The 26,360-nt window shown below is 63.2% G+C and carries 24 protein-coding genes and 2 tRNA genes; 13 read left to right on the forward strand and 13 right to left on the reverse strand.

The features are described 5' to 3' along the window. Positions 1–95 precede the first annotated feature (95 nt). Positions 96–1,076 (reverse strand): asparaginase, encoded by a 981-nt coding sequence (locus ACFCW2_RS01620; RefSeq protein ID WP_379547712.1) that lies wholly within the window; start codon positions 1,074–1,076, stop codon positions 96–98. Between the two features lie 89 nt (positions 1,077–1,165). Between ACFCW2_RS01620 and ACFCW2_RS01625 the strand changes: the two genes are divergently transcribed. Beyond that, positions 1,166–1,241: transfer RNA gene (locus tag ACFCW2_RS01625), tRNA-Val, on the forward strand. Positions 1,242–1,358: 117 nt separating this feature from the next. Here the strand turns inward: ACFCW2_RS01625 and ACFCW2_RS01630 are convergent. After that, the gene (locus tag ACFCW2_RS01630) at positions 1,359–1,574 is read right to left on the reverse strand and encodes a hypothetical protein (RefSeq protein ID WP_379547714.1); all 216 of its coding nucleotides are present in this window, start codon (positions 1,572–1,574) and stop codon (positions 1,359–1,361) included. A gap of 102 nt (positions 1,575–1,676) precedes the next feature. On the opposite strand from ACFCW2_RS01630, the gene ACFCW2_RS01635 reads away from it, so the two are divergent. Then, positions 1,677–2,948, forward strand: a complete 1,272-nt coding sequence (locus ACFCW2_RS01635) for an FAD-dependent oxidoreductase (protein WP_379547716.1) — start codon at positions 1,677–1,679, stop codon at positions 2,946–2,948. A gap of 8 nt (positions 2,949–2,956) precedes the next feature. On the opposite strand, the gene ACFCW2_RS01640 is transcribed toward ACFCW2_RS01635, so the two are convergent. Beyond that, complete coding sequence (locus tag ACFCW2_RS01640) at positions 2,957–3,436, reverse strand: TlpA family protein disulfide reductase (RefSeq protein ID WP_379547718.1); 480 nt, start codon at positions 3,434–3,436, stop codon at positions 2,957–2,959. A 109-nt stretch (positions 3,437–3,545) separates the two neighbouring features. On the opposite strand from ACFCW2_RS01640, the gene argH reads away from it, so the two are divergent. Genes argH through ACFCW2_RS01660 form a run of 4 tightly spaced genes read left to right on the forward strand, consistent with a single transcriptional unit; the run spans position 3,546 to position 7,231 of the window. Further along, entirely contained in the window at positions 3,546–4,922 is a 1,377-nt protein-coding gene (gene argH / locus ACFCW2_RS01645) for an argininosuccinate lyase (RefSeq protein ID WP_379548907.1), read from the forward strand. Between the two features lie 17 nt (positions 4,923–4,939). Continuing rightward, positions 4,940–5,164 (forward strand): hypothetical protein, encoded by a 225-nt coding sequence (locus tag ACFCW2_RS01650; protein ID WP_379547719.1) that lies wholly within the window; start codon positions 4,940–4,942, stop codon positions 5,162–5,164. Positions 5,165–5,173: 9 nt separating this feature from the next. Next, positions 5,174–6,442, forward strand: a complete 1,269-nt coding sequence (gene lysA / locus ACFCW2_RS01655; protein ID WP_379547721.1) for a diaminopimelate decarboxylase — start codon at positions 5,174–5,176, stop codon at positions 6,440–6,442. A 9-nt stretch (positions 6,443–6,451) separates the two neighbouring features. After that, positions 6,452–7,231, forward strand: coding sequence for a precorrin-2 dehydrogenase/sirohydrochlorin ferrochelatase family protein (locus tag ACFCW2_RS01660; RefSeq protein ID WP_379547723.1), 780 nt, complete (start codon positions 6,452–6,454; stop codon positions 7,229–7,231). Here ACFCW2_RS01660 and ACFCW2_RS01665 read toward each other — a convergent pair. From ACFCW2_RS01665 to ACFCW2_RS01675, 3 genes are all read right to left on the reverse strand, one after another. Beyond that, positions 7,228–8,214 carry a winged helix DNA-binding protein gene (locus ACFCW2_RS01665; RefSeq protein WP_379547725.1) on the reverse strand — a complete coding sequence of 329 codons (987 nt, stop codon included), beginning with the start codon at positions 8,212–8,214 and terminating at the stop codon, positions 7,228–7,230. The two genes, ACFCW2_RS01660 and ACFCW2_RS01665, sit on opposite strands and share 4 nt — an antisense overlap. A gap of 75 nt (positions 8,215–8,289) precedes the next feature. Continuing rightward, positions 8,290–8,802, reverse strand: coding sequence for a L,D-transpeptidase family protein (locus tag ACFCW2_RS01670; protein WP_379547726.1), 513 nt, complete (start codon positions 8,800–8,802; stop codon positions 8,290–8,292). 16 nt (positions 8,803–8,818) lie between these two features. Next, on the reverse strand, positions 8,819–10,108 hold the full coding sequence (locus ACFCW2_RS01675; RefSeq protein WP_379547727.1) for an adenylosuccinate synthase: 1,290 nt from the start codon (positions 10,106–10,108) through the stop codon (positions 8,819–8,821). A gap of 188 nt (positions 10,109–10,296) precedes the next feature. Between ACFCW2_RS01675 and ACFCW2_RS01680 the strand changes: the two genes are divergently transcribed. Then, positions 10,297–10,983, forward strand: coding sequence for a DUF4197 domain-containing protein (locus tag ACFCW2_RS01680; RefSeq protein ID WP_379547729.1), 687 nt, complete (start codon positions 10,297–10,299; stop codon positions 10,981–10,983). Between the two features lie 20 nt (positions 10,984–11,003). On the opposite strand, the gene ACFCW2_RS01685 is transcribed toward ACFCW2_RS01680, so the two are convergent. The 3 genes from ACFCW2_RS01685 to ACFCW2_RS01695 all read right to left on the reverse strand — a co-directional run bounded on the left by ACFCW2_RS01685 (position 11,004) and on the right by ACFCW2_RS01695 (position 15,081). Then, positions 11,004–12,113 (reverse strand): ATP phosphoribosyltransferase regulatory subunit, encoded by a 1,110-nt coding sequence (locus ACFCW2_RS01685; protein ID WP_379547731.1) that lies wholly within the window; start codon positions 12,111–12,113, stop codon positions 11,004–11,006. A gap of 108 nt (positions 12,114–12,221) precedes the next feature. After that, positions 12,222–13,805 carry a phosphoglycerate dehydrogenase gene (serA, locus tag ACFCW2_RS01690; protein ID WP_379547732.1) on the reverse strand — a complete coding sequence of 528 codons (1,584 nt, stop codon included), beginning with the start codon at positions 13,803–13,805 and terminating at the stop codon, positions 12,222–12,224. A gap of 109 nt (positions 13,806–13,914) precedes the next feature. Continuing rightward, on the reverse strand, positions 13,915–15,081 hold the full coding sequence (locus tag ACFCW2_RS01695) for a phosphoserine transaminase (protein ID WP_379547734.1): 1,167 nt from the start codon (positions 15,079–15,081) through the stop codon (positions 13,915–13,917). Between the two features lie 176 nt (positions 15,082–15,257). Here ACFCW2_RS01695 and ACFCW2_RS01700 point away from each other — a divergent pair, with 176 nt between their 5' ends. Then, entirely contained in the window at positions 15,258–16,412 is a 1,155-nt protein-coding gene (locus ACFCW2_RS01700) for a glycosyltransferase family 4 protein (protein WP_379547735.1), read from the forward strand. A gap of 4 nt (positions 16,413–16,416) precedes the next feature. Here ACFCW2_RS01700 and ACFCW2_RS01705 read toward each other — a convergent pair whose 3' ends face one another. Continuing rightward, a complete protein-coding gene (locus ACFCW2_RS01705; protein ID WP_379547736.1) occupies positions 16,417–16,839 on the reverse strand; it encodes a hypothetical protein in 423 nt (140 codons plus the stop codon). A 112-nt stretch (positions 16,840–16,951) separates the two neighbouring features. After that, entirely contained in the window at positions 16,952–17,632 is a 681-nt protein-coding gene (locus tag ACFCW2_RS01710; protein ID WP_379547738.1) for a PadR family transcriptional regulator, read from the reverse strand. Between the two features lie 105 nt (positions 17,633–17,737). Between ACFCW2_RS01710 and ACFCW2_RS01715 the strand changes: the two genes are divergently transcribed. From ACFCW2_RS01715 to ACFCW2_RS01735, 5 genes are all read left to right on the forward strand, one after another. Continuing rightward, positions 17,738–19,066: a replication-associated recombination protein A gene (locus ACFCW2_RS01715; protein ID WP_379547739.1), complete on the forward strand. Its 1,329-nt coding sequence runs from the start codon at positions 17,738–17,740 to the stop codon at positions 19,064–19,066. Positions 19,067–19,183: 117 nt separating this feature from the next. Beyond that, positions 19,184–20,062, forward strand: coding sequence for a hypothetical protein (locus tag ACFCW2_RS01720; protein WP_379547741.1), 879 nt, complete (start codon positions 19,184–19,186; stop codon positions 20,060–20,062). 26 nt (positions 20,063–20,088) lie between these two features. Next, positions 20,089–20,164: transfer RNA gene (locus tag ACFCW2_RS01725), tRNA-Thr, on the forward strand. Between the two features lie 236 nt (positions 20,165–20,400). Continuing rightward, the gene (locus ACFCW2_RS01730; protein ID WP_379547742.1) at positions 20,401–21,948 is read left to right on the forward strand and encodes a winged helix-turn-helix domain-containing protein; all 1,548 of its coding nucleotides are present in this window, start codon (positions 20,401–20,403) and stop codon (positions 21,946–21,948) included. A 31-nt stretch (positions 21,949–21,979) separates the two neighbouring features. After that, positions 21,980–24,280 (forward strand): TonB-dependent receptor, encoded by a 2,301-nt coding sequence (locus tag ACFCW2_RS01735; RefSeq protein WP_379547744.1) that lies wholly within the window; start codon positions 21,980–21,982, stop codon positions 24,278–24,280. Between the two features lie 9 nt (positions 24,281–24,289). On the opposite strand, the gene ACFCW2_RS01740 is transcribed toward ACFCW2_RS01735, so the two are convergent. Both ACFCW2_RS01740 and ACFCW2_RS01745 read right to left on the reverse strand, forming a co-directional pair. Next, complete coding sequence (locus ACFCW2_RS01740) at positions 24,290–24,703, reverse strand: YbjN domain-containing protein (RefSeq protein ID WP_379547745.1); 414 nt, start codon at positions 24,701–24,703, stop codon at positions 24,290–24,292. 11 nt (positions 24,704–24,714) lie between these two features. After that, positions 24,715–26,316, reverse strand: a complete 1,602-nt coding sequence (locus ACFCW2_RS01745) for a ShlB/FhaC/HecB family hemolysin secretion/activation protein (protein WP_379547746.1) — start codon at positions 26,314–26,316, stop codon at positions 24,715–24,717. Between the last annotated feature and the right edge of the window lie 44 nt (positions 26,317–26,360).

Here is a 26,360-nt window from a genome sequence, read left to right on the forward strand (position 1 = left end):
TATCGAAGCACTGCCCTTTTTTCTTCCGGCACCGCGCCTTGAGAAAAAGCGGCCCTTCGACAGGCTCAGGGCGAACGGATTTCGTCTATTCCATCTTACCTTTCATCAAACGCCCGCTGCATCACTGCAGGCTCGCTGACCCCGTCCGCCAGCAGCAGCTGCAGCAAAATCCGCGCCTTTTGCGGGTTGAGCGCGCGGGCTGCCACGAAGCCGTTGGGGTCATCCTCCGGTTCGCGGTCGACCAGCCCTTCATCCACGCGGCTCGCCCGCACGATGGCGACACCGGCCTTGCGGCGTTCGATCAAAACCTCGCGGACGGAGTCGGGCAAATTCCCCTCGCCAACTCCGGCGATGACCACGCCGCGCTGGTCCGTGCCCACGATCCGGCGCGCCAGATCGGGGTCCATATTCGCATGGACATAAAGGATCACGACGAGCGGCAAATTGTCGCGATACGCGAAGCGCGCCACCTCATCCGTGCGCCACGGCGCCCCGAACCAGTCGAGCGCGCTGGGCGTCACCAGCCCGATAGATCCGCGCGGATAGCCGCGAAACGCATCGGTGCTGCGGGTGCGGACCTTGCGCACATCGCGCGCGGCGAAAACCCGGTCGCCCATCACCACCAGCACGCCTCTCCCGGCAGCTTCGGCATCGCTCGCCACCCGCACCGCATTGGCAAAATTGCGCAGGCCGTCATAACCCACCGCATCCGCCGGCCGCATCGCGCCGACCAGCACCACCGGCTTGGTGCAGGGCAGCGTCAGATCGAGCAGAAACGCGGTTTCCTCCAGCGTATCGGTGCCATGGGTCACGATCACGCCGTCGCATTCGGGATCGGCCAGCGCTGTGAGGATGGCCTCGTGCAGCGGCGCCCAGACCTTCGGCCCGACATCCTCCGATCCGATATTGGCGATCTGGTGCCCGGCAAATTCGGCTTCCAGCCCCAGCCCCTCTACGCGGGAAAGATATTCCACGATATCAATCTGTCCGGGCCGATAGTCATGCCGCAAGGCAGACCCGGCTATCCCGGCAATCGTGCCGCCTGTCGCCAGAACCGTGATGCGCGCTTTGGTCATAAAATCGCGCCTAGCTTTCTTTCTGCCAACTTCGCAATTGAATCTGAAGGAATGCACGTTAGATAGCGCTCACCGCTTGAAAACGGAGCGGGCGATTAGCTCAGTTGGTAGAGCATCTCGTTTACACCGAGAGGGTCGGCAGTTCGAGCCTGTCATCGCCCACCAGTTTTTCGTGACTCAATCGTGTCCGGGGGACACGATTGGCCGAAAAACTCCCAAGCGAAAGCGCGGGAGGATATCCGCAATACTTTCGTGTGCCGGGTCAGAAACCCGTTCACCCACTCAACCCACCCGGCTATCCACCATCTCGATCATCCGCGAGACGAGGCGCAATTCGTCGCCGAGGCGCTGGCGGATCAGACCATCGCAGGTGCCCAATTGCGGGCGGGCGGCGAAGCTCTTCCTCAGATTGGCCAATTGCTCGCGCGCCAGAGTTTCCAGCTCCTGCTCCGAAAGCGGGCTGGCGTCGGCGAAGAAATTGGCGTGCGTCATATCCATGGCTCTGGTCTAGGCGATTATGGTTAACGCCGCGTTAGGGCCGGCGCGCAGCCGCGAAGACGCCGGTGGATTTGCGCGATCAATTCTGTACACAGCGCTCTCGTGAACGGGCCTCTTTCCACTTCCGACTCTATCGCCCACTCCATCGCGATCGTCGGGTGCGGCCCCGCCGGGCTTTGTGCGGCTTTGCTGCTGCACCGGGCGGGCCACGCCGTCACTCTGCTGGAACGGTTCGAGGAGCCCAAGCCTATCGGATCGGGCCTGTTGCTGCAGCCGACCGGAATGGCGGTGCTGGCACGGATGGGGCTGGCCGAGACAATCGCGAAGCGCGGCGCGCGCGTCGATGGGCTGTTGGGATTGCAAGAAGCGGGCAAACCGGCGCTCGACTCGCCCTATTCCAAATTGGGCGTGCCGGGCGCTTTCGGCATCGGCATCCACCGCTCCAGCCTGTTCGATGTGTTGTATGAGGCGGTTCTGGCGGAAGGCATTCCAGTGCGCACCGGGTGCGAAATCACGGGCACTGCCCTCACCCCCGCCGGCCGCACGCTGACCATGGAGGGCGGCGATACAACCGAAGCCTTCGATCTGGTGGTCGATTCCAGCGGCTGGCAAACCCGGCTGTCCGATCCCACCGAAGGCCTGCTGGAGTATGGCGCGCTGTGGGCCAGCCTGCCGACAAGCTCTAGCGACCCCTTCACCGGCCACTTGCTGGAACAGCGATATCACGGCGCGCACCAGATGGTTGGCGTGCTGCCCACCGGCAGGCGCACGCCCGATGCACCGGACGAAGTGGCGTTTTTCTGGTCCCTGCGCGCCCGCGACCATGCCGATTGGCTGGCCGCTCCGCTGGACGAGTGGAAGGACAGCGTAATCGCGCTCTGGCCCGAGACGCAGTGCCTGCTGGACCGCATAGAGCACCGCGACCAGCTGGTTTTCGCCCGCTACGCCCACCGGCAGTTGGCGCGACCAGTGGGCGATCGGATCATCCATATCGGCGATGCGTGGCACTCGGCCAGCCCGCAATTGGGGCAAGGCGCAAATATGGCGCTGCTCGATGCATGGGCGCTGGCGCAAGGTCTGGCGCAGACGGAGAGCCTGCCCGAAGCCCTGCGCGCCATGCAGCGGATACGGGGCGATCATGTGGGGCTGTATCAGGCGGTCACTTGGGCCTTCACACCCCTCTATCAATCGGACAGCGCGGTGCTTCCCGCGATCCGTGACCGGCTGCTGATGCCGTTCTCTAAGATCTGGCCCGCGAACCGGATCCAGGCGGCGATCATGTCCGGCATGTTCGGCTGGCCGCTGCAAGTGCTCGGCCTCGATCCGCCAGACTATGCCGCGCTGGACGCAGCGATGATCGCATCAAGGGCCTGATTGAGCGCCTAGTTCAGAGCTTCATCGATGGCACCGCGCGCCTCGGCGCTGGCCCAATCGTAATCGCCCGCCACGCGCCACACTTCGCGGCCCTCCCCATCATAGAGCACCGTCACCGGCAGAGCGCCCGCCTCCATCGCCGTGCCCAGCTCGGTCTCCGGATCCAGCCAGCGCGGCAGATTGGGCAGATCGTTTTTGGCAAAGAACGGCTCCACCGCCTCCGCGCCCTGCAAATCCTGACTGACCGTGACGACCTTTAATTGTTCGCCATAGTCAGCCGCCAGTTCGTCCAGCAGCGGCATTTCCTTGATGCACGGCGCGCACCATGTGGCCCACAGATTGATCAGCATCGGAGTGCCCGTGTCCTCCTCCAGCACCAGCTCAGCGCCTGATGGATCGCTCAGTGTCAGCTCTGGAACAGGCTCGCCTGCACGCGCCCGGTCGATCTCGCCCACCCCTGCCTCCAAGCTATCCTTGCCGCCTGCCAATGCGTCATCGCCTTGCGCGTCCGGCGGGGGCGACCTATCGCAGCCGCTCAACATTAAGGCAGCGATCAGGCTTGTGAGCAAAAACCGGGACAAGAGTAACTCCAACCAGATGTGGGGTGGCAGGTTCGCTGGCGGGCCTAGCGCGGTCATGCGCGAAATCAACGCCTCAATTCCGTTCGACAAGGCGTTGTGGCGACAGGATATCACCGCTTCCCAGGCGCATGTGGCGATGCTCGCTGCGCAGGGTATCGTGTCGGCTGAGGACGCCGAGACTATCACCGGCGGGCTGGACAGGGTCGCCGCCGAATATGAAGCCGACGGCGTTCCCGAGGACTGGGATCTGGAAGACATCCACATGACGGTGGAAGCGCGGCTGACTGAATTGGTCGGGCCGGTCGCCGGCCGCCTGCACACGGCGCGCAGCCGCAACGATCAGGTGGCGACCGATTTCCGCCTGTGGGTGCGCGAGGCGCTGGACCGCGCCGACGCTGGTCTGGCAGCGCTGCAACACGCTCTGGTGGCGCGCGCGGACGAACACGCCGCCAGCATCATGCCGGGCTTCACCCATTTGCAGACCGCGCAGCCGGTGACGCTTGGGCATCATCTGATGGCCTATTACGAGATGATCCGCCGCGACCGGTCCCGGCTGGCCGATGCGCGGGCGCGGATGAATGAGAGCCCGCTTGGCAGTGCAGCGCTGGCGGGCACCGGCTTCCCGATTGACCGTGAGGCAACCGCACAGGCGCTCGGCTTTGACGGGCCGACGCGCAATTCGCTGGATGCCGTGTCGGATCGCGATTTTGCTCTCGATTATCTGATGGCAGCGGCGCAATGTTCGCTGCATCTGTCGCGGCTGGCCGAGGAATTCGTCATCTGGGCCAGCCAGCCCTTCGGCTTCGTCCGCTTGCCCGATGCGCTCAGCACCGGCAGCAGCATCATGCCGCAGAAGAAGAACCCCGACGCCGCTGAACTGGTGCGCGGCCATGCCGGGCGGATTGTCGGCGCGGCCACCGCGCTGATGGTGACGATGAAGGGCCTGCCGCTCGCCTATTCCAAGGATATGCAGGATGACAAACCGCCGGTGTTCGAGGCAGCGGGCCTGATCGACCTGTCCATCGCCGCAATGACCGGGATGGTCGCTGATGCGACGTTCCAGACAGGCCGGATGCGGCAGGCGGCGGAACTGGGCTACGCCACCGCCACCGATCTCGCCGATTGGCTGGTGACAGAGGCCGACATTCCGTTTCGCGAGGCGCATCACATCACCGGTGCTGCGGTGAAACTGGCGGAGCAGCGCGGGCTTGCGCTGGACGCATTGCCGCTGGAGGACTTGCAGGCGATCGACGCGCGGATCGATGCGCGGGTGTTCGATGCGCTGTCGGTCGATGCCTCGGTCGCGGCGCGCGCCTCCTATGGCGGGACCGCGCCGGAACAGGTACGAGCGCAGGTCCAACGGGCGAAGGCCGATCTGGAGAGCAAGACATGAATTGCAAACGCGCCCTGTTGGCACTCACAGCAACAGCGCTGCTCGCCGCCTGCGGACAGCAGACCGAGCTGGAACCGGCGGGTGATGCCAGCCTGCCGCCGACCCCCTATGGCGCGACAACCCAGCCGGAGGGCGATGATCTGCTGCAGCCCGACACGCTCGCCTCGCCAGAGCGGACCATCGAGCTTCGAAAACGGTCGGAAGAACGTGAAGACGACCCCTTCGACCTGCCCCCGGAATAGAGCAAACCCATGGATCATTTCGCACTTACCAACGGCGTCCTGCATGCCGAGAATGTTCCCCTGCCCGCCATCGCCGAGGCGGTGGGCACGCCCGTTTATGTCTATTCCCGCGCCACGCTGGAACGCCATGCTCAGGTATTTTCGCAGGCCGTTGCAGGTCTGGGTAAAGATGGCACGCCGCTGATCGCCTTTGCGGTGAAATCGAACCCCAACCTTGCCGTGCTGAAGGTGTTGCAGCGACAGGGCTTCGGCGCGGATGTGGTGTCCGGCGGGGAGCTTCGGCGCGCGTTGGCGGCGGGCATGGCCCCGGGAAAAATCGTCTTCTCCGGTGTCGGCAAGACCCGCGCTGAACTGGAGCTGGGCCTTTCCGAAGGCATCGGCCAGTTCAACATCGAGTCGCTCGAAGAGGGGCGCGAGCTGGCCGAAGTGGCGCACAGCCTAGGCATTACCGCGCAGGCCGCCCTGCGGATCAATCCCGATGTCGATGCGGGCACGCATGACAAGATTTCTACCGGCAAGGCGGACAACAAATTCGGCGTGCCGCTGGTGCGCGCGGGCGAGGCGTTCGCGGAACTAGCGGGCCTGCCAGGGCTGAACCTGCGCGGTGTGGCATTGCATATCGGCAGCCAGCTGCTCGACCTGACCCCGCTGGAAACCGCTTTCGCCAAGATCGGCGCGCTGGTGGGCGAGCTGCGCGCGGCGGGCCATGTGATCACCCATGTCGATCTCGGCGGAGGATTGGGCGTGCCGTATCAGCCCCACGAGGAGCCGCCATCACCCGCAGATTACGGCGCGATGGTGGCGCGCGTGACGGAAGGCTGGGATGTCCATCTGACCTTCGAACCGGGCCGCGTAATCGCGGGCAATGCGGGCGTTCTGCTGACCCGCGTGGTGCGGGTAAAGCGCGGCGTGCGCGACCCGTTCGTGATCGTCGATGCGGCGATGAACGATCTCGCCCGGCCCGCGCTTTACGGCGCCTATCACGGCTTCGCCGCAGTGGAACCCACCGGCGCGGACATGACCGCCAACGTAGTCGGCCCGATTTGTGAAACGGGCGACACCTTTGCAATGGGCCGGGAATGCGATGCCCTGTCGGCGGGCGATCTGGCTGTGTTTCGCACTGCCGGGGCGTATGGCGCGACGATGGCCAGCAGCTACAATTCGCGCGGCTTTGTTGCCGAGGTGCTGGTGGATGACGAGAAATTCGCAGTGGTTGCCGACCGGATCGATGCCGGCGCCATCATGGATGCGGAGCGCGTGCCGGAATGGTTGGCCTAGGCGCGTGAGATGATTGGCTCCCTCCCCCTCTTCCACCGGATCAAAGGCCTGCGCGTCGTTGTCGTCAGCGAAGGCGTGATGGGCGAGGCGAAGACACGGCTTGTGGAGCGGGCGGGCGGCATTCCGTGTAGCGAGGCCGAGGCGCATCACGCGCATCTGGCATTCGTCGCGCTGGAGGACGACCGCGAGGCAGAGGCCGTCGCTCTGCGGCTGAAACGGCGCGGCTTGCTGGTCAATGTCGCTGACCGGCCGGAGCTGTGCGACTTCACCACCCCAAGCATTCTCGACCGGGAGCCGGTTCTCGTGGCGGTCAGCACGTCGGGCGCATCGGCAGGCTTGGCCAAGCATTTGCGGCTGCGGCTGGAGCGCTTGCTTCCGCCATCGCTCGGATCGCTTGCCGCGGCGTTGCGCGATGCCCGTGATGCGATGCGCGGCGCGTGGCCGGATGGTGACGCGCGGCGCGGCGCAGTGGACCGGGCTTTGAGCGAAGGCGGCGTGCTTGACCCGCTGGGCGGCGCTGACGGGGATGACGTGGCGCAGTGGATTGCCGCTGCGGGAACCGGTGTCACCCCTGCGGAAATCATCGAAATCACGCTCCACAGTGATGACCCCGACGATTTGACCCTGAAGCAAGCCCGCCTGCTGGGCACCTGCGACACGCTGCTTCATGACCCGGCCATCCCGCGCGCAATCCTCGACCGTTCCCGCGCCGATGCAGAGCGGCGCACATTGCCAAACGATCCACCGGGCCACGGGCTGACGGTCATTCTCCGCAGGGCGCTAGACTAACGCGCGTTCCCGGCCCCTGCGCCGATTGCCGCGAAGTACTCCGCCATGGCATGCGCAGCCTTGTCGGTCAGCGCGATGAAGGCGCGGCGTTTGTCGGTGTCATCCTGCACTCTTTCCAACAGGCCCGCCTCTATCAGCTGGGTGATCCAGCGCAGCGCGGTGGTGGGCGGCACGCCGCTGGCAATACACAGCGACGTGACCGAAACCCGCTTATGCTCGGCCCGCGCTGCCGTCAGATCGAGCAGGATATCCCACGCCGGATCGGCAAAGAAATCGCCTTCAAAAAACTTCGCGCGCATCTGCCGCTGGCGAATGATCTCGCGCACCAATCGGGGATCGGGGAGCGAAGGGCGCGGTTTGCGAATGAGCGAAGTTTCATTCTCGTTCTGACCCCTAAACGCATTGCCGGGCGACTCGAAGCGGAACGCCCCGCCCTGTGGCGATAGGCCAGCTTGTCCCATGCTCTCCAGCCTAGCGGCGATTTCGCCCACCTGCTCGGTCAGGCGCAGCAGTGTGGTCCGGTCGTCAGCCGACAATTCCCTCACTCGGGCACGCGGCGCATGGGCGATTACCTGGCCCAATGCCACGATCCGTTCCGCCGGGGTGGGATCGACAAGGAAATCCGCATCGCAATTCGAAACGCAGGCAAACACAGCCTCAAGGGCTTCGGGCGATACCGAGACCACCAGCCCCACACCGCTGCGTGATGCGGCGTCATCGATCCGCGCCAGGCCAGCGAGCGCAGCAGCGCCAGCATCCCGGCAATCGACCAGCAGAATATCTCCCAACGCTCCGATGTGTTGATGCAAGCTCTGGCCGGAAAAATCGGACAATCCACACTGCCGGATAACCGTAAGCCCCGCCGCCTCCGCATCCGCGCACCATTCTTCGCGGGCAGCATCCGCATCGGCAAGAATTGCAGCGGTGTTCGATACAGCAGAACCGTCACTTATGGCGTGATAGGCAAAATCGGCTTGCGTCATAAATACGTGCTCCTGCGTATTATCAGGAACACGTAAAGAACATAAAGGGATCGTGTCAAGAATTCACGCTGAAAATCATTGGCGGATATCGATCACCGTTCCGTCCGCAACCAGCGCATAGAGCTCTTCGATTTCCGCATTGGTGAAGGCGATGCAGCCGTCGGTCCAGTCGCCCGGCATGCGCCCTGCGGGCATGCCGTTGGGCTGGCCGTGGAGGAAGATATCTCCGCCCGGGTCCATGCCCTGCATTTCGGCAAAGGCGCGGTCATCTGCGTTGGGATAGCTGACGCGGAGCGAGAGGTGGTAGCTGCTGTTCGGGTTGCGCGTGTCGATCGTGTAGCGCCCTTCCGGCGTGCGCTCGTCGCCTTCGAATTGCTTGTGCCCGAACATCGCATCGCCGAATTGCAGACCGGTATAGGTGCGGACCACTTCGCCGCCCGCATAGACCCACAAGGTGCGGTCCGATTTGTCGACCAGCAGATAATCGACGGCGACCGGACGGGCCGGCTGCGGGGTGTCGGCCTGCGGCGCGCAGGCAGCCAGCGACAGGATCGCGAAGGCAGCAGAAAGGAACGGCGCAGGTTTCATTTGCGCCGTCCTAACATCAATCCTCGAACGGATCGCGCACCAGAATCGTGTCGTCCCGTTCCGGGCTGGTGGATACCAGCGCAACCGGCGTCTCGATCAATTCCTGGATACGCTGGACATATTTGATCGCCGCAGCGGGCAAATCGGCCCAGCTTTTCGCCCCCGCCGTGCTCTCGCTCCAACCCGGCATTTCCTCGTAAATCGGTTCGACCGCGGCCTGACTGGCAGCGTGGCTGGGGAGGTAATCCATCACCTTCCCGTTCAACCGATAGCCGGTGCAGATCTTCACCGTCTCGAAACCGTCGAGCACGTCGATCTTGGTCAGCGCGATGCCGGTCACGCCGCTGATCGCGCAGGTCTGACGCACCAGCACTGCATCGAACCAGCCGACCCGCCGTTGCCGCCCGGTAACGGTGCCGAACTCGTGGCCCCGCTCGCCCAGTCGCTGCCCTACTTCATCATCCAGCTCGGTCGGGAACGGGCCGCTACCCACGCGGGTGGTGTAGGCCTTCACAATGCCCAGCACGAAACCGGTGGCGCTGGGGCCAAGCCCGCTGCCCGCCGATGCGCTGCCGCTGACCGTGTTGGAGCTGGTGACGAAGGGATAGGTGCCGTGATCGACATCCAGCAGCACGCCCTGCGCGCCCTCGAACAGCACACGCGCCCCGGCCTTGCGGACCTTCTTAAGGCGCTTCCACACCGGCTGCGCATATTGCAGCACGAAGTCGGCGATTTCCGCCAGTTCGGCCTTCAACCCCTCGCGGTCTACCGGCGGCTGGTCGAAACCGGCCCGCAGTGCATCGTGGTGGGCGCACAGGCGCTCGATCTGCGGATCGACCTGATCGAGATGGGCCAGATCGCACACGCGGATGGCGCGGCGACCGACTTTGTCTTCATAAGCCGGGCCGATACCCCGACCGGTGGTGCCGATCTTGCCTTTGCCCGCTGCCGTCTCGCGCAATCCGTCCAGATCGCGGTGCAGCGGCAGGATCAGCGGGCAATTGTCGGCGATGGCGAAATTATCGTCATTGATGACAACGCCCTGCCCCTCCAGCTTCTCGATCTCGGCCTTCAGCGCCCACGGGTCCAGCACCACGCCATTGCCGATAATCGACAGCGTGCCGGTGACGATGCCGCTGGGCAGCAGGCTCAGCTTGTAGGTCGTCTCGCCCACCACCAGCGTATGGCCGGCATTGTGGCCGCCCTGAAACCGGACCACCGCGTCGGCGCGCGATGCCAGCCAGTCGACGATCTTGCCTTTGCCCTCGTCGCCCCATTGTGCGCCGATAACGGTTACGTTTGCCAAATGATTATCCTTGAGGATGAAAGCCCGTGCGCGCCGTAAGGGATGCCCGTTGGTAGGGCAAGAAAGCTGTCGCGCCTCATCACCCTTCCATAGCCCCGATTACGCAATTCAGCGGGGGATAATGAAACGTGGCATAGGCAAGTGATGCACGTTCTGTCGTGCGAGGGGTAAAAACAGGGAGGAACGGGATGAGCAATTCGAATTTGAGCAGGCGCGCCGTGATCGGCGGGGTATTGGCGACGGGGGCTGCCATGACTTCCATGAGCTGGGCAGCACCCTTGCACGCACAGGGTCTCGGTCTCTCCTCCATCCTCGGCAAAGCATCGGACAGTGCGCTGGACAAGCTGGCGCGGCCCGGTGCGTTTTACGGCGACGAAGACGTGCGCATCGGCCTGCCCTTTATCGGTCGCAGTTCAGGTCTGCTCGGGTCGCTGTTCGGCGGCGTATCGCGGCTGGGACTGCTTGATGGATTTATCCGAACGCTCAACTCGGCGGCTGGCACGGCGGCGGGCGAGGCAAAGCCGATCTTCCGCACCGCCATCGACGATTTGTCGTTCAGCGATGTGCCCGCAATCGCGCGGAACAATGATGGCGGCACGCGCTATCTGCGCCAAAGCAGCAATGACGCTCTGCATGGCAAGCTGGACCCGCTGGTGGACAGCGCTCTGGGCGATCTGGGCGCGCATTCGCAGCTGGAATCGCTGAACCGGAAATACAGCTGGCTCGCCGCTGCGGGGCTGGACCGGCGCGGGCTGACGAACACCGTCACCGATCAGGGATTGGACGGGATCTTCACCTATCTGGGCCGGGAGGAAGCCGCCTTCCGCAAGAATCCGCTGGGCAATGTCGGCGGTATTCTGGGCGAAATTTTCTAGTCCGGCCGCGCCGCTCTAATCTAGGCGCAGGGAACGCAGTCAGAACCTTGCAGAATGTGCGAGCAGCCAAGCTGCGCAGGCGTGTCGCTGTCCGACAAGGCGGCGGCTGTCCGGCGGCCTTCGCTGCGCAATGCGGCGGCTTTGCTGCTGTCGTGCCCCAGCGGCAGGAACACCAGATCGCGCCCCGGCATGGCGGGCAAAGCGGGCAGCAGCGCGTCGAGATAGAGCGAGAATCCTGTAGCGGCCTCGCCTGTCCCGCCAATGCTGTAGGTGCCGCCGCGGCCCAATGAGCGGCGCGCGCCTTCGGCATACAGGGTAAATCCGAACCAGCTTTGATATTCGAAGCCGTGGCGTTCTGTCGGGTCCAGCGTGATGCGGGCGCGGTCGCCGACCGCCTCGGCAATCGCCTCCAGCGCTTCGATCCGGCTCGCCAGAACTCCGCCAGCGTCGATGGCGCGCAGACGCTCGATTGCCTCGGGAAACGGGCCTGCCGCGTGGATCAGCGGGAGATACGCCTCACCGCCCACGCTGACCAATCCGCCCGCGTCTTTCGTATCCAGTTCGCGCCGGACGGCTTCGATCCGGTCAGCTTCCAGCGGGAAGGCATCGGTGGCGAGCGTATCAACCAGGTCGGGCAGTGTGAAATCGAGCGACAGTCCGCGCGCGCCCGTGGCCTCGACCGCTTCCAGCGCCAGCCGCACGATCTCGCTGGCGGCGGCGACAGTATCCGCGCCGATCAGCTCTGCGCCGATCTGTGTGCGCTGGCGTGCGGGGGCCAGCTGGTCCGCGACCATAGTGGTTACTTCGCCAGCATAGCACAGCCGCAAGGGGCGCTGTGCGGTGGCCATATTGGTGCTGGCAATCCGCCCCAGCTGGGGTGTGATATCGGACCGCAGAGCCAGCGTGCGCAGGGACGCCGGATCAACGAAGCGGAACTGCTTCTGCGTGCTGACCCCGTCCATCCGGCCCGCCAGAGAGCGTTCGAATTCCACCAGCGGCGGGCTGACCCGGTCATAGCCATGGCTGTCCATCGCGCCCAACGCATCGCGCATTGCAGCCGTGATGCTGCGCGCAACCGCGGGCAGCCGGTCTTCCAGCCCGATGGGCAGCAGGTCGTCGGTTTTGGTCATGGCGCGGCCTCTAGCCTCTTCGTCTTAACGGTGAAAGCCGGGATCTCGGGCCGCCTGGTACGATCCGGCGCCATGGGATCCCGGCTTCCGCGAGGATAACGTTGACGATCAGAACGCCAGCGGTTTCACCAGCCGGACGCCTTCGACGGCGCAGGCCTGCTTTACCACTTCCGGCGAAATCGGCTGGTCGACGCTCAGCAGCAGCACCGCTTCCCCGCCCGCTTCACGGCGGCCCAGATTGAACGTGCCGATATTGATGCCATGCTCGCCCATCAGTGTCCCGATCCGGCCGATAAAGCCCGGCGCATCGTCGTTGACGATATACAGCATGTGTCCGCTCAATTCGGCTTCGATACCGATGCCGAATATCTCCACCAGACGGGGCGCATCACTGCCGAACAGCGTGCCCGCCACAGAGCGGTCGCCCTGCTCGGTCGCCACGGTCACCCGGATCAGCGTGTTGTAGGCGCCTTCTTTCTGATGGCGGATGGAGCGGACATCCAGCCCGCGCTCCTTCGCCAGATAGGGCGCGTTGACCATGTTCACCGTGTCGGAATATTGCCGCATCAGTCCGGCCAGAACCGCGCCTTCGATAGGCTTGCCCGAAAGCTCTGCCGCTGCGCCTTCGCGCTCGATGCTGATTGTGGTGAGATTACCATGCGCCAGCTGCCCCACCAGGCTGCCGAGGTTCTCGGCCAGCTTCATATAGGGCTTCAGCTTGGGGGCTTCCTCCGCGCTGAGCGAGGGCATGTTGAGCGCATTGGTGACGCCGCCATTGACCAGATAATCGGCCATTTGCTCGGCCACCTGCAGCGCGACATTGACCTGCGCTTCGGTGGTGGAGGCACCCAGATGCGGCGTGCAGATGAAGTTCGGCAAGCCGAAGAGCGGGCTTTCGGTGGCAGGTTCGGTCTGGAACACATCCAGCGCTGCACCCGCGACATGGCCGCTTTCCAGCAGCTTCGCCAGAGCCGCTTCGTCGATCAGGCCGCCGCGCGCGCAATTGACGATGCGCACGCCTTCCTTCGTCTTGGCGAGATTTTCTGCCGAGAGGATATTGCGCGTCTCGTCGGTCAGCGGGGTGTGCAGCGTGATGAAGTCGGCGCGGGCGAGCAACTCGTCCAGATCGACTTTCTCGACACCGATTTCCACTGCCCGTTCCGGCGTCAGGAACGGATCGAAGGCAACGATCTTCATCTTCAGGCCCAGCGCGCGGGAGGCGACGATGGAGCCGATATTGCCCGCGCCGATCAGGCCGAGGGTCTTGCCGGTGACTTCGATGCCCATGAAGTCCTTCTTGGGCCATTCCCCGGCCTGCGTGCGGGTGTTGGCCTGCGGGATCTGGCGCGACAATGCCATCAGCATCGCAATCGCGTGTTCGGCGGTGGTGATCGAATTGCCGAACGGCGTGTTCATCACGACGACGCCTTTGCCCGATGCGTAGGGAATATCGACATTGTCGACGCCGATCCCCGCACGGCCAATGACCTTGAGATTGGTCGCGGCGTCCAGAATTTCGGGAGTCACCTTCGTCGATGAGCGAATAGCGAGGCCGTGATATTCGCCGATGCGGGCTTTCAGCTCTTCGGGGCTTTCGCCGGTGATGACGTCGACATCGCAGCCACGCTCTTCGAAAATGCGCGCGGCGTTGGGGTCCATTTTGTCGGAAATAAGTACTTTGGGTTTGGTCATTGCAAATACCTTCAGATCGTCATCCCGGACCTGATCCGGGATCCCGCTGCTTTGAGCGCGGAGAGAAGAGAAGCTGGGCCCCGGATCATGTCCGGGGTGACACCGGATTTCAGGTGGACGACTTGATCGTCTCGTAAGCCCACTCGATCCACGGGAGGAGGCGCTTCAGGTCTTCCTGCTCCAGCGTGCCGCCGCACCAGATGCGCAGGGACGGCGGAGCGTCGCGGTATCCGTTGAAGTCGTAGCCGACATCGCGCTCGTCCAGCATCGCGGCGATTTTCTTGGGCACACCGGCCTTGTCCTCGTCGGACAGGCCATCATACCACTCGCCCTGGAAGACGAAGCACACGCCGGTGTTGGTCCGCTTGGCCGGATCATCGACCATGTTGCGCAGCCAGGGCGTCGCCTCGATCCAGTCGGTGACGATCTTAGCATTGGCATCGGCGCGCTCGAACATCGCCTGACGCCCGCCGATGGATTTCGCCCATTCCAGCGCCGCGATATAATCTTCCGTCGCCAGCAGGCTGGGCGTGTTGATCGTCGCGCCTTCGAAAATGGCGCGGTTGATCTTGTCGCCCTTCTTCAGGCGGAACAGCTTCGGCAGTGGCCATTCTGGGTCGTAGCTTTCGATCCGCGCCACAGCCTTCGGGCTTAGGATCAGCATGCCGTGCTGCGCTTCGGAGCCCATAACTTTCTGCCAAGAGAAGGTCGTCGCATCCAGCTTCGCCCAGTCCATTTCCTGCGCGAAAACGGCGCTGGTCGCATCGTTGATCGTGATGCCCTCGCGGTCAGCCGCAAGCCAATCGGTGTTGGGGATTTTCGCGCCCGAGGTCGTGCCATTCCAAGTGAAGACAACATCGTTGCCCTGCGGAATTTGCGTCAGGTCGGGGATTTGGCCGTAATCGGCATCCAGCACCTGCAGGTCGGGCAGCTTGAGCTGCTTGACCGCATCCTGAATCCAGACATTGCCGAAGCTTTCCCATGCAGCGACTGTCGCGGGGCGCGCGCCCAGCATGGTCCACATCGCGCATTCCAGCGCGCCTGTGTCCGAGGCCGGCATGATGCCGACGAGGTAATCGTCGGGCACGCCCAGCAATTCGCGGGTCAGGTCGATCGCGTATTTCAGGCGCGCCTTGCCGACAGCCGAACGGTGCGAGCGTCCGAGCGATTCGGTCTTCAGCTTGTCGAGGGACCAGCCCGGGAATTTCACCGTGGGACCGGAAGAAAATTGCGGACGAGCAGGCTTCAGCGCCGGCTCGGCAGGTACGTTAGTCATGTATTCTCTCCTTACAGAGAGCACGCGCGGCGTTGGGACCGCGTGGCCCGAGGCGCGCACTATAGGTTTGTGGGGTTGTGTCAATCAGCCAGCGGCCCAGCGCAGCGATTGTTCCGCCGGTTTTGGATAAAGCGCCCTCTCGCCAAGACGCCTCGCGGCCACTAAGACTGCGCCGCATGGGGCTTTCCGATCTTCGCATCGCGCTGTTCAGCGGGAACTACAATTACACCCGCGACGGGGCGAATCAGGCGCTGAACCGTCTGGCCGAATATCTGCTGCGGCAGGGTGCGCAGCTGCGCGTCTATTCGCCCAAAGTGAAAAACCCCGATTTCCCTGCAACCGGCGATCTAGTGAACGTGCCCAATGTGCGCATGCCGGTGAAAGGGCGCGGGGAATACCGCCTGCCGCTGGGCCTCAATGCCAAGGCGAGGGATGATCTGGAGGCGTTCAAGCCCAACGTCGTGCATCTCTCGTCCCCCGATCCCACTGGCCATGCCGCGCTGAAATGGGCGATGGCACGGGACATTCCGGTGCTCGCATCGGTGCACACGCGGTTCGAGACTTACCCGCAATATTACGGGCTTGGCTTCATGGAAGGGCCGCTGATTTCGATCCTGCGGCGGTTCTACAAACGCTGCGATGCGCTGGTTGCGCCCTCCCCCAGCATGATCGAGGAACTGGGCGAACAGGGGATGGGCGACGATATCGGCCTGTGGACCCGCGGCGTGGACCGCGACATTTTCGATCCTAGCCGCCGCGATATGGAATGGCGGCGGTCATTGGGCCTGAAGGACGACGACATCGCCATCGCCTTCCTCGGCCGGCTGGTGATGGAAAAGGGACTCGACGTCTTTGCCGATGCCGTGATCGAATTGCGCAAGCGGCAAGCCCCGCACAAGGTGCTGGTGATCGGCGACGGTCCGGCGCGCGAATGGTTCGAGAAGGCTCTGCCGGGCGGCATTTTTGCAGGCTTCCAAACCGGTAAAGACTTGGGCCGCGCGCTGGCGAGCGCCGATGTGTTCCTCAACCCGTCGATCACCGAAACGTTCGGCAATGTCACGCTCGAGGCGATGGCGAGCGGGCTGCCGGTGGTGGCCGCACGCGCGACAGGCAGCGCCAGTCTGGTGGAGGACGGCGTTTCGGGCCGATTGGTGAAGCCGGGCGACACCGCCGGATTTGCCGATGCGCTCGCGCCCTATTGCACCGACAATGCCTTGCGAACCGCGCATGGCGCCGCCGGAGAGCTGCGATCCCGCGACTACAGCTGGGATGCCATCAATTCGGTTGTCGCCGAGACCTATCTGCGGCTGGTCGAGGACCGCCGCAGCTGACCGCTCAGCGCAAGACGCCCTCGCGCCGCATTCTAAGCGCATACCAGAACATGAACAGCGTGGTCGCCCAGATCATCACATTCAGGCCGAGGCTCTGCAGTTCTTCAGGCACTTCGATCATGAAGTTCTGGTAGATTGTCGTGACGATCAGACCGACAATCGAAATTCCGATGGATGGCACCGCAAACCGCGAACGGAAAAGGATCAGCACCGACCCGAAAAACGCGCCCCACACGCCCAGCGCCCAAAACGCATTGGCCCAGGCCGGAAAGCTGTCGAAGAAAGCGATCTGCTCGGCCGTCATGTCCAGATCTTCCAGCCGGTCCAGATGGGTCATCATATAGCTGAAAATGCCCACTGCGTTCCATAGCAGCGTGATGCCGCCGACGGCCCACACATGCCACGGTGTCTTCGTTTCTCCGATCATCACAATCCCCCCCCCCCTTTAGCGACCCAGACTTTAGTCGGGGTCTAACGCAAGCGGGCCGGAAGCGCAAAACGCTCCAGCCCGCCCGTTTCAAGTGGGGACGTGCAGCGCGTCACATACGCTCGATCCGCTTGGCCACTTCGTCGATAATGTCGACGATTTCGTCCATCGCCTTCTTGTCCAGCTTGCCAGAGCGGGCGCGGATTTTCAGGACGTTCGCCAGATTGCCCATGGCGCGAAACAGATCGGGCGATTTCTCCCGCACGCGCTCTGCCCGGTCGCCATGCTCGTTCAGGCGGCCCATCAGCTGCTCGACCTCGTCGGCGCGCTCTTCCAGTTCGGCCTTGCCGGATTTGGTTGCCTTGAAGGGCTTCTTCCCGCTGGTGTCGGCATCATCGCCGGAGTCTTTCGACTTCGCCTTGCCTTTGGCCTTGGCCGGTTTGATCTGGCCCTCTTCCTCCAACATCTGCAGCGTGGGATAGACCGCACCCGGGCTCGGTGCGTACGACCCTCCGGTCATATCTTCGATCGCCCGGATAAGCTCGTAGCCGTGGCGAGATTCCTCGGCGATGAGCGCCAGCAGTGCCAGCCGCAATTCGCCCTGTGCGAACATCCGGCCACGGCGTTTGCGGCGCGGCCCGCCATCGTGCCAGCCGCCGCCACGGCCCTCGCTGCGGCGCGATCGCCTGCGCCCTTCACCCTCGTCCCACTCGCTGGCAGCAGAGGCCGCCATCATCGCGATCATCGGGCCGAGATTGTTCCAGCCGCCTTTTCCGTATTTCTGCCATGTCATATGCTGTTCTCCTGATAGCTCTTTATGCACTAAAGATATATCTTGGGTGGGCCATTGCAAGAGCTGCATGGCATTTTCCGACCAGCGACCTATGGCGATCCACCAATGACGGATTTGTTTGGAGATGACCCCGCGATAAGCGGTACCGATAGTCGGCGAAACGAAGCCCCGCGCGAAGACGCCCCCCTGGCCGACAGGCTGCGCCCCTCCTCGCTCGAAGAGATTATCGGGCAGGAACACCTGACCGGACCCGAGGGCCCAATCGGGCGTATGGTCGCGGCGGGTCGGCTGTCCAGCATGGTGTTGTGGGGTCCGCCGGGCACAGGCAAAACCAGCATGGCGCGCCTGCTCGCGGATGCAGTGGGCATGCGCTACGAGGCGGTGAGCGCGGTGTTCACCGGCGTTGCCGACCTCAAGAAAGCCTTCGCCGCTGCCGATAAAGCCGCCGGGGCAGGCCAGCGGACCCTGCTGTTTGTGGACGAAATTCACCGCTTCAACCGCGCGCAGCAGGATGGTTTTCTTCCCTTTGTGGAGCGCGGCACGGTTACGCTGGTGGGCGCGACGACGGAGAATCCCAGCTTCGAACTCAACGCCGCCTTGCTGAGCCGCGCTCAGGTCCTGATCCTGCACCGGCTTGATGCCGAGGCTCTCGGTAAGCTGCTCGACCGGGCCGAGGGTCTGGAAGGCCCCCTCCCCCTCACCCCCGAAGCGCGCGAGGCGCTGATCGCCAGCGCGGATGGTGATGGCCGGTTCCTGCTCAATCAGGCCGAGACGTTGTATAACGCGGATATCGAAACGCCGCTCGACCCCTCAGGCCTCGGAGGGTTCCTGCAGTGCCGCGTGGCCGTTTACGACAAGGATCGCGAGGGGCATTACAATCTCATCAGCGCGCTGCACAAAGCGGTGCGCGGCTCCGATCCGCAGGCCGCGCTCTATTATCTCGCGCGGATGCTGACGGCGGGCGAAGAGCCGCTGTTCCTCGCCCGGAGACTGGTCCGCATGGCGGTGGAAGATATCGGGCTGGCCGACCCCAATGCACTGGTCCAGTGCAACGCCGCGCGCGAGGCGTATGAATTTCTCGGCAGTCCCGAAGGCGAACTCGCGCTGGCGCAGGCCTGCCTCTATCTCGCCACCGCGCCCAAATCGAACGCCGTCTACAAGGCGCAGAAGGCCGCTTGGCGCAGCGCGAAGGAAACCGGCAGCCTGATGCCGCCGATGAACATCGTCAACGCCCCGACCAAGCTGATGAAAGACGTCGGCTACGGCAAAGGCTACACCTACGATCACGATGCCGCTGACGGATTCTCCGGAGACAATTACTGGCCTGACGGGATGGAGCCGCAGGACTATTACCAGCCAGTCGAGCGCGGCTTCGAGCGCAAAATCCGCGAGCGCCTCGCCTATTGGGACAAGCTGCGCGGGGAGCGGGGGTAATGCCTAGGCGCATACCTCCAAACCCGTTCGTGCTGAGCCTGTCGAAGCACTGCTTTTCTTATGCCCAGCGGAACTCCAGCCCTTCGACAAGCTCTGGGCGAACGGAATTTTGAGGTAGTGGCTAGATTCAGACAATTTCTCGCCATCGACTGGTCGGGCGCGGCTGGTGAACGCCATTCGGGCATTGCGCTGGCAATTGCCGATGCGGGCGGCGGTGCGCCTGTCCTGATCGAGCGCGGGAACAAGTGGTCGCGGGCCGAAGTGCAGGCGGTGCTGGCCGACCTACCCGCAGACACCCTGGTGGGCATGGATCTGGGCATCTCACTCCCCTTCGCCGATTGCGGTGCCTTCTTTCCCGGGCACCCGTCCAGCCCGCCAGACGCCAAGGCGCTGTGGGCGATGATCGACCGGCTATGCGAGAGCGACCCGCACCTTGCCGCTGGAAGTTTTACCGACCACCCCGACCTCGCGCGCTTCTTTCGCCGCCAAGGCGGGCGCGAAGGCGAGGCATTTCGCTGCGACGGAGCGGAGCACGGGCGGGGCCGCTTCCGTGTGACCGAACTGCGGCAGGCGGAAATGGGATTGAAGCCATATTCCAATTTCAACCTCGTCGGCGCCGCGCAAGTCGGCAAATCAAGCCTTACCGGCATGCGTATGTTGCATGGTCTGAACGGTGCCCTGCCCGTCTGGCCGATCGACCCGCTGCCTCCCTCCGGCTCGGTCGTCTGCGAGATTTACACCAGCCTCGCCGCGATAGAGGCAGGCCGCAGCGCCAGCCGTTCCAAGATCCGCGACCGCGCCGAATTGGACGATGCGCTAGGCGCGCTCGGCTCTGCCCGCATCGGCGGCACTGGCGAGATCGACGATCACAGCAGCGATGCGATCATCACCGCCGCCTGGCTGCGCAGAGTGGCCGATGAGCCCGCCCGGTGGAATCCGGATGGCCTAACCCGGCAAATTGCACAAACCGAGGGCTGGACCTTCGGCGTGACTTGAGCCAAAGGCGCTTTCGATGAGCCCGTGCCGGCTTAGCTCAGTTGGTAGAGCACCTGATTTGTAATCAGGGGGCCAGGGGTTCGAATCCTCTAGCCGGCACCATTTCTTTTGGCACTCCCCGCCGCTGACTATGTGTCAGAATTAGCTCCCTCTCATAAAAGCGGTGACACCGTTCAGGTAGTGGTCTATTGGCGCTGGGCCGGGTCGCGCCGCGCAAACCAGACTGCAAAACCAGCTGTTTTTGCAGCAAAAAGGCACGCGTGCAACTCGGGGGGAGAATCGCGATCAACCGGATGTTCTCCGTAGGCCTGTTCGAAGTCAATCCAAGTCAAAATACGTTGAGCCACAAAGGCCAGGTATACGGCGTGGAGCCTCTGGTCATGGACGTTCTCGTCCATCTCGCCAACCGGCCATCCGAAGTTGTTTCGCGTGACGAGTTGATCAATCAGGTCTGGCTCTTCAACCCGGGGGCCGACGAAAGCCTCACCCGCGCGATCTCGCTGCTGCGGCGTATTTTTCGCATCGACAAGTCCATCGAAAACTACATCGAGACTGTCTGGAAGCGTGGCTATACCTTGGCCGCCCCGGTCGATTTCGAAGCGGCCGCCAATGATCGCGGACCGACGGCAACCCGCTTGCTCGACCAATTGCCAGCCGCATCCGACTACTCAGTCGCGGTGCTCGGGTTCGAGAACATGTCGACGCGGGAAAGCGACCGGTATCTGGCCGATGGCCTGACCCGCGATCTCACATCGCTGCTGGGCCGCGTGCCCCGGCTGCATGTTGCAGCCTATAATTCAGCGACCCGATTGCAGGGCGCCCCCGCCAGTATTGCAGAAATAGCTGGCAAATTGGGCGTACGGTATCTCGTTTCGGGAACATTGACGCGCGAAGGGGATGGGCTGTCCGTTCGGCATTCACTGATGGACAGCGTTACCGACGAGCAGGTCTGGGCCAGCAAAATGTCTGTCGATCTGGCCAATTTCTATGAGGTGGAAGATACTATCGTGCTCGATATCTCGACAGCTATGTCGAGCGCACTGCAATTGTCCCATGCCAACTCCCCCAAGCAGAATCGCTCCTTCCAGCTCGGCGCATACGAGCTGGTCCAGCAAGCAGAAGCCCTGCGCCTCAATTACAACGAAAAAGCCGCGTTCGAGATCATCGCGCTTCTCGAGCAGGCGTTGGAGATTAATCCCGACGACGCTGCCGTGCACGCAGCTCTGGCGGTTCAATATACGCAAAACATCGTCAGCAATTTCGCAGGCACCCCGGCAGATGCAGCGCAGCGTGCCGGGCGATATCTCGATGCGGCGATGCGCTTGACACCGCTCGACCCCGAAGTTCTGGCCGCGGCGGGTATCGTCGCCACCATGCGGGGCAATCCCCGTTTGGCCGTCCGTCATTTGACCCGTTCGGTAGAGCTCAATCCCAACAATCCCCACTCCCTCGCAGTATTGGGGTGGCAATATTGCTGGCTGAACAGCGACGTAGCGGGGCAGCGGATGATCGAAACTGCAGAGGCGCGCGCACCGCATCACCCGCGCTTTGGCCTGTGGGCGCATTATCGCGGGCACTGCGAGATCAAACTGGGCCGGATTGATCAGGCCATCGCCGCCTATGATGACTGCGCGGATCGCAATCCCAATTACAGCCTCAATCTGGTCGCGCTGGCTATGGCTCAGGCGCTGGCTGGCCGCGCAAATGATGCGCGTGGCACAGTGGAAAGATTGTTGATGCTGGCGCCGCATTACACTGTCGAGGATTACCAGCAGCTGGTCTCTACAATGGCATACTGGTTTGCTGATCGCACAACGCGGGATCGATCAATCAGCGCTTTGCACGAAGTATGGCCCCGGCCCGCTCCGGCGCGGGCAGCCGGCTGAGCAGATGCAGCAGATGCAATGGCGGGGTATCATGTGCAGCTCGGTGACCGCACTGGGCCTCTGCCTGAGCACCGCCGGGATGGCGCAGCCCATGCAAGGCCCGGCTCCTGAAACGGATGAGGCAAGCCAGCGAGCGCCCGCAGCAGACGATATTATCGTCACCGCGCGCAGGCGCGCCCAGCCGCTGCAGAAAACCGGCCTCGCCGCATCGGTCCTGACCGCCGAGGAACTGGAGGCGCGCGGCGTAACTGACCCGCGTGATCTGACAGCTCTGGTGCCCGGCCTGACCGTCCAGCCGGTGGATATCTCGACCAGCTTCACCTTTCGCGGCGTGGGCGCGCTGGCGGTGAATGCATTTCAAGAGAACGCGATAGCCTACAATGTCGACGATGTGGTTTTTGGCCGACCGTCATCGCCTGCCGGGTCGCTGTTCGACATTGACCGGATCGAGGTGCTGAAGGGGCCGCAGGGCACGCTCTATGGCCGTAATGCAACCGCCGGAGCCATCAACGTAGTCACGCGACAACCCCAATTGGGTGAGACGAGCGCCGATATGCTGGCCGAAATCGGCAATTTTTCCTCCCGCAAGTTGCAGGGCGGGCTAACCCTGCCGCTGGGCGACAAGGCTGCAGTGCGGGTCGCCGGACAGCACGCGCGCCATGATGGCTATCTCTCGGACGGATATGACGACGAGGATATCAGCGCGGGAAGGCTGACACTGCTCCTCCAACCCAAAGACGGGTTTTCCCTCACGATATCCGGCGATTATGCGCATATTGGCGGACGAGGGACCGGGGCGGTCTTGATAGCATCACCGCGCACACCCGATGCGCCCGACCCGGGCCAGCGCATTGGCGCATCCGACCCGCGAATTACCCAAATCCTGCAGGACCGCGCCTTCCTGCAATTTCGCGGTGCCCCGCCCTTTGCCAGTTTCACCGATGACCAGATCCGCAATCTGGTCAGCGTGCCGCTGGGCGACGGATTTCAGGACAGCCGTTTCTGGGGGGTATCGGTCAAGGCACGGGCAGACGTCGATTTTGCCCAGCTGACCGCCATTCTGGCTTACCGCAAATCCCGCCCCGATCTGCTCACCTACAACCCCGGCTTCCCCTCGCGGATCGAGGAGAGCTCCGATCAGCTGACTGCGGATATACGGCTCGTCAGCGCGCCCTCGGATACGCTGGAATATTCGGTCGGCCTGTACCTGTTCGATGACAGCACGCGCAGCTTCAACAACTACAATCAGGGCGCACTGGCGAACCCCGAATATCAGCCAAACCTGCGCACGGAGAGCATCGCCGGATATGGGTCTTTCATCTGGCACCGCAGCGCGAAGTTCCGCCTGATCGGCGGCGCAAGGTATACGCATGAGGACAAATCCGTATCCGGCACGATATCCAACCGCACTGCCTTCGCGCCGAATTCGCCCGATATTCCTTTGATCGCGGAGCGCACGGACCGGCGCTTCACATGGAATGCAGGGGCCGAATGGGACGCGTCGGACAATTCGCTGATCTATGCCAGCGCCGCAACGGGCTTCAAATCGGGCGGGTTCTTTCCGTCCGCCAACAACAACCTCTACGCGCCGGAAACGCTGACCGCCTTCACGCTCGGCGCGAAAAACAGGCTGCTGGGTGGCCGGCTGACCTTCAATCTGGAGGCTTTCTATTGGCAATATCGCGACCAGCAGATCAGCTATATCGGGCCGGTGGAAACCACGCCGGGCAATTTCGGTCAGGCTGGGGTTACGGTCAATGCCGGACGGTCCCGCATCTTCGGAATCGAAGCCGATATGCAGTGGCGGCCCACGGAAAATATTCTGCTGCGGGCCGACGTCCAGTATCTGAACAGCCGTTATGGCTCGCTAACCTACGATGCGATTTCGGCCAGCGGAGCACCGCTGCTGACGCCTTGCGGCATTGCCGACGATCCGCGCACCGCGCAGCCGCCGATCCGGTTGTTCACTGTCGACTGCTCGGGCAGGCCCGCTCTCAACACGCCGACATGGACCGCCAATCTGGGCTATCGCCATACATTTCCGCTGGGCAACACATTCAATCTGGAGCTGGCGGCAAACACGCGGGTTGAGAGTTCCAGCTTCATCAATCTGGATTACCTGCCAGAGCAAAAGCGGGGCGCTAACACGGTCAGCGGAGCCTCTGTGGCACTGTCGCATCCGGCCGGGCAATGGCGCGTCACTGCCTTTGTCGACAACATAGAAGACAGCACCGTGATCAATGCCGGATTGACCCGGCCGATTACCAATGTCTCGCTATTTTCGCTGCGCAGGCCGCGCCTTTATGGCCTGCGATTGCAAGCCGGGTTCTAAGGCCGGGTTTTAGGCCTGCGCCAATTGGGTGCGCAGCGTCGCGACTAGATCCTGAAGCAAGCGGTTCCAATTGTCCGTGCCTTCGCGGACGATGGATTTCGCCGGAGCCGCCTGAGCGGGCAGCACCAGATCCATTTCCATCACAAGGTTCTTGTCGCGATGAAACACACGGGCAAAACGCTTCTGCTGGTTCCACTCGCTGGCAAGGTCGCCAACCTCTCCCGGCAAATCGAAGCTGGTGAAGAATGTCACATCGCGCAACACGCCCTTCTCGGTCTCGTTGCCTGCGACAATATCGAAGGTAACGCCGCCCGTGGCGCTGCGCAGTCCCTCGCGTCCCCCGGCCAGTTCGGTGTGCTCTGCGCGAAAGCCCATATCGCGCAACACTTCGGCTACCGTATCGAGCTTTTTCTTCTTCGCCACTGAAAGTGCTCCTAAAATTGCAATTGTGCGCGCAGGAAGAATTGGGGATCGCGCGATTGCCCCGCCAACCGGCGCAGCGGGAGGCCGCCGGTTGCGCGGATCGACAGGTGCTTCAGCAACGACAGGCTCAGCCCCGCCCCCACCGCCGTGATCGTCTTTTCCTGCACGCGCTGCGTGAAGATTCGCCCGTGATCGGCAAAAGCGAAAAGGTTGAAGCCATCGGCAACTTTCGCATCGACCTCCGCATTCAAGTAATATCCGCCGTCACCCGACAGGGCGCTTTGTTCGTAACCACGGACGGTGGATGCTCCGCCGATCTGGAACAGGATATCGCCGGGGACGCCGTTGGAGCTGATCGCCTGCCAGCCTGCAAATCCGCGAATGCCGAATGTCGCATCCAGCCGTTTCTCGGCAAAGACGGTGCCCGAGAAAACGCCGAATGTGGTCTTGTCCGCATTCCCGATCAGCGATGCGCGGGCAATCAGCGTGTTCACGTTCGCCTGCACGCTGACACCGGGCGCGAGATAGCTGTAAGACAGCCCCGCCCCCGCCTTGTTCGTCCGCACTGCGTTCACGAACACGCCCGACGCGAAATTGCGGGTGTTGCTGGTGCCTGCGGTTAGACTGGCGAGGAGCAATTCCGTGCTGCTGGAGGCAATCGGCTGCGAGTAATTGAGCGCTACATTCTCGGTCTTCCCTACGCTGCCGACAACGGCAAAGGGCCCGTTGACGATTTCCGACCGGCTGCGCCCATAGGACAGCCCCAGGCGGGTCGTGGGCCCAAGAATGGCAGCGTCATAGGCAACGGTCCCAGACAGCGCGCCTTCTGATGCAGCGACATAGGCCGACAGCCTGTCGGACGCGCCAATCAGACCGGTGCGGCGGTAGTATCCGCCGCCCTGCCACTGGCCCACCGTGTCGAAACCGTGATTGTCCGCGAACACTTGCAGCAGGTTTGCCTCGGGCGCGATGACAGCCAGCTGGATATCGGTGAGTCCGAATTGCTCGCCCGGCTTCAGGCCTGCACGGATTTGCACCGGGTTGGTCCGGTTGATCAGCGACAAGCGGCGCTCAAGCTTCCGCGTGTCGAGAATTTCACCAGCTTCGAGACCGGAGCGACGAATGGCCTCCTCTGCGCTCAACTGGTCTGCGGTATCGACCTCGACCGCCCCGACAGCCCCTTCGATCAGAGAGATGCGCACTGTGCCGCCCTCGATCGTTTGCGGCAGCAGGACTGCCCGCGCCGTCACGAGACCCAATTCGTCATACAGCGCATTCACCCCTTGGGCGATGGCGTTCAGATTGGGGAAACCGACCTCTGTGCCGATATAGGGCTCAGCCACCCCGGCCAGCTCGTCGCTGGTCAGGAACTCTGATGGATCGAATTCCACAGCCCGCAATTCGAACCGCACGGCGCTGTCCGGCATCGAGGACGCGCTTTCTTCGCGCGTGCCTGTGACCGCCGCTTCATCCTCTTGCGGAGCGGGCGCTTCCTCCAGCGCGCGGCGCTGCTGATTCAGGGTCTGGCTGCTGATAACACCCGGATCGGGAGGCGCTGCCTGCGTTTGCGCCTGCGCCGTAGATGGGGCTGCGAGCAGAAGCAGCAAGGACAAGGACAAAACCGGGGCTTGGCCATGCCGATACGCACGCCTGAACG

Origin of the sequence: Qipengyuania algicola, from assembly GCF_042492175.1 — a bacterium.
Lineage (GTDB): Bacteria > Pseudomonadota > Alphaproteobacteria > Sphingomonadales > Sphingomonadaceae > CAJXSN01.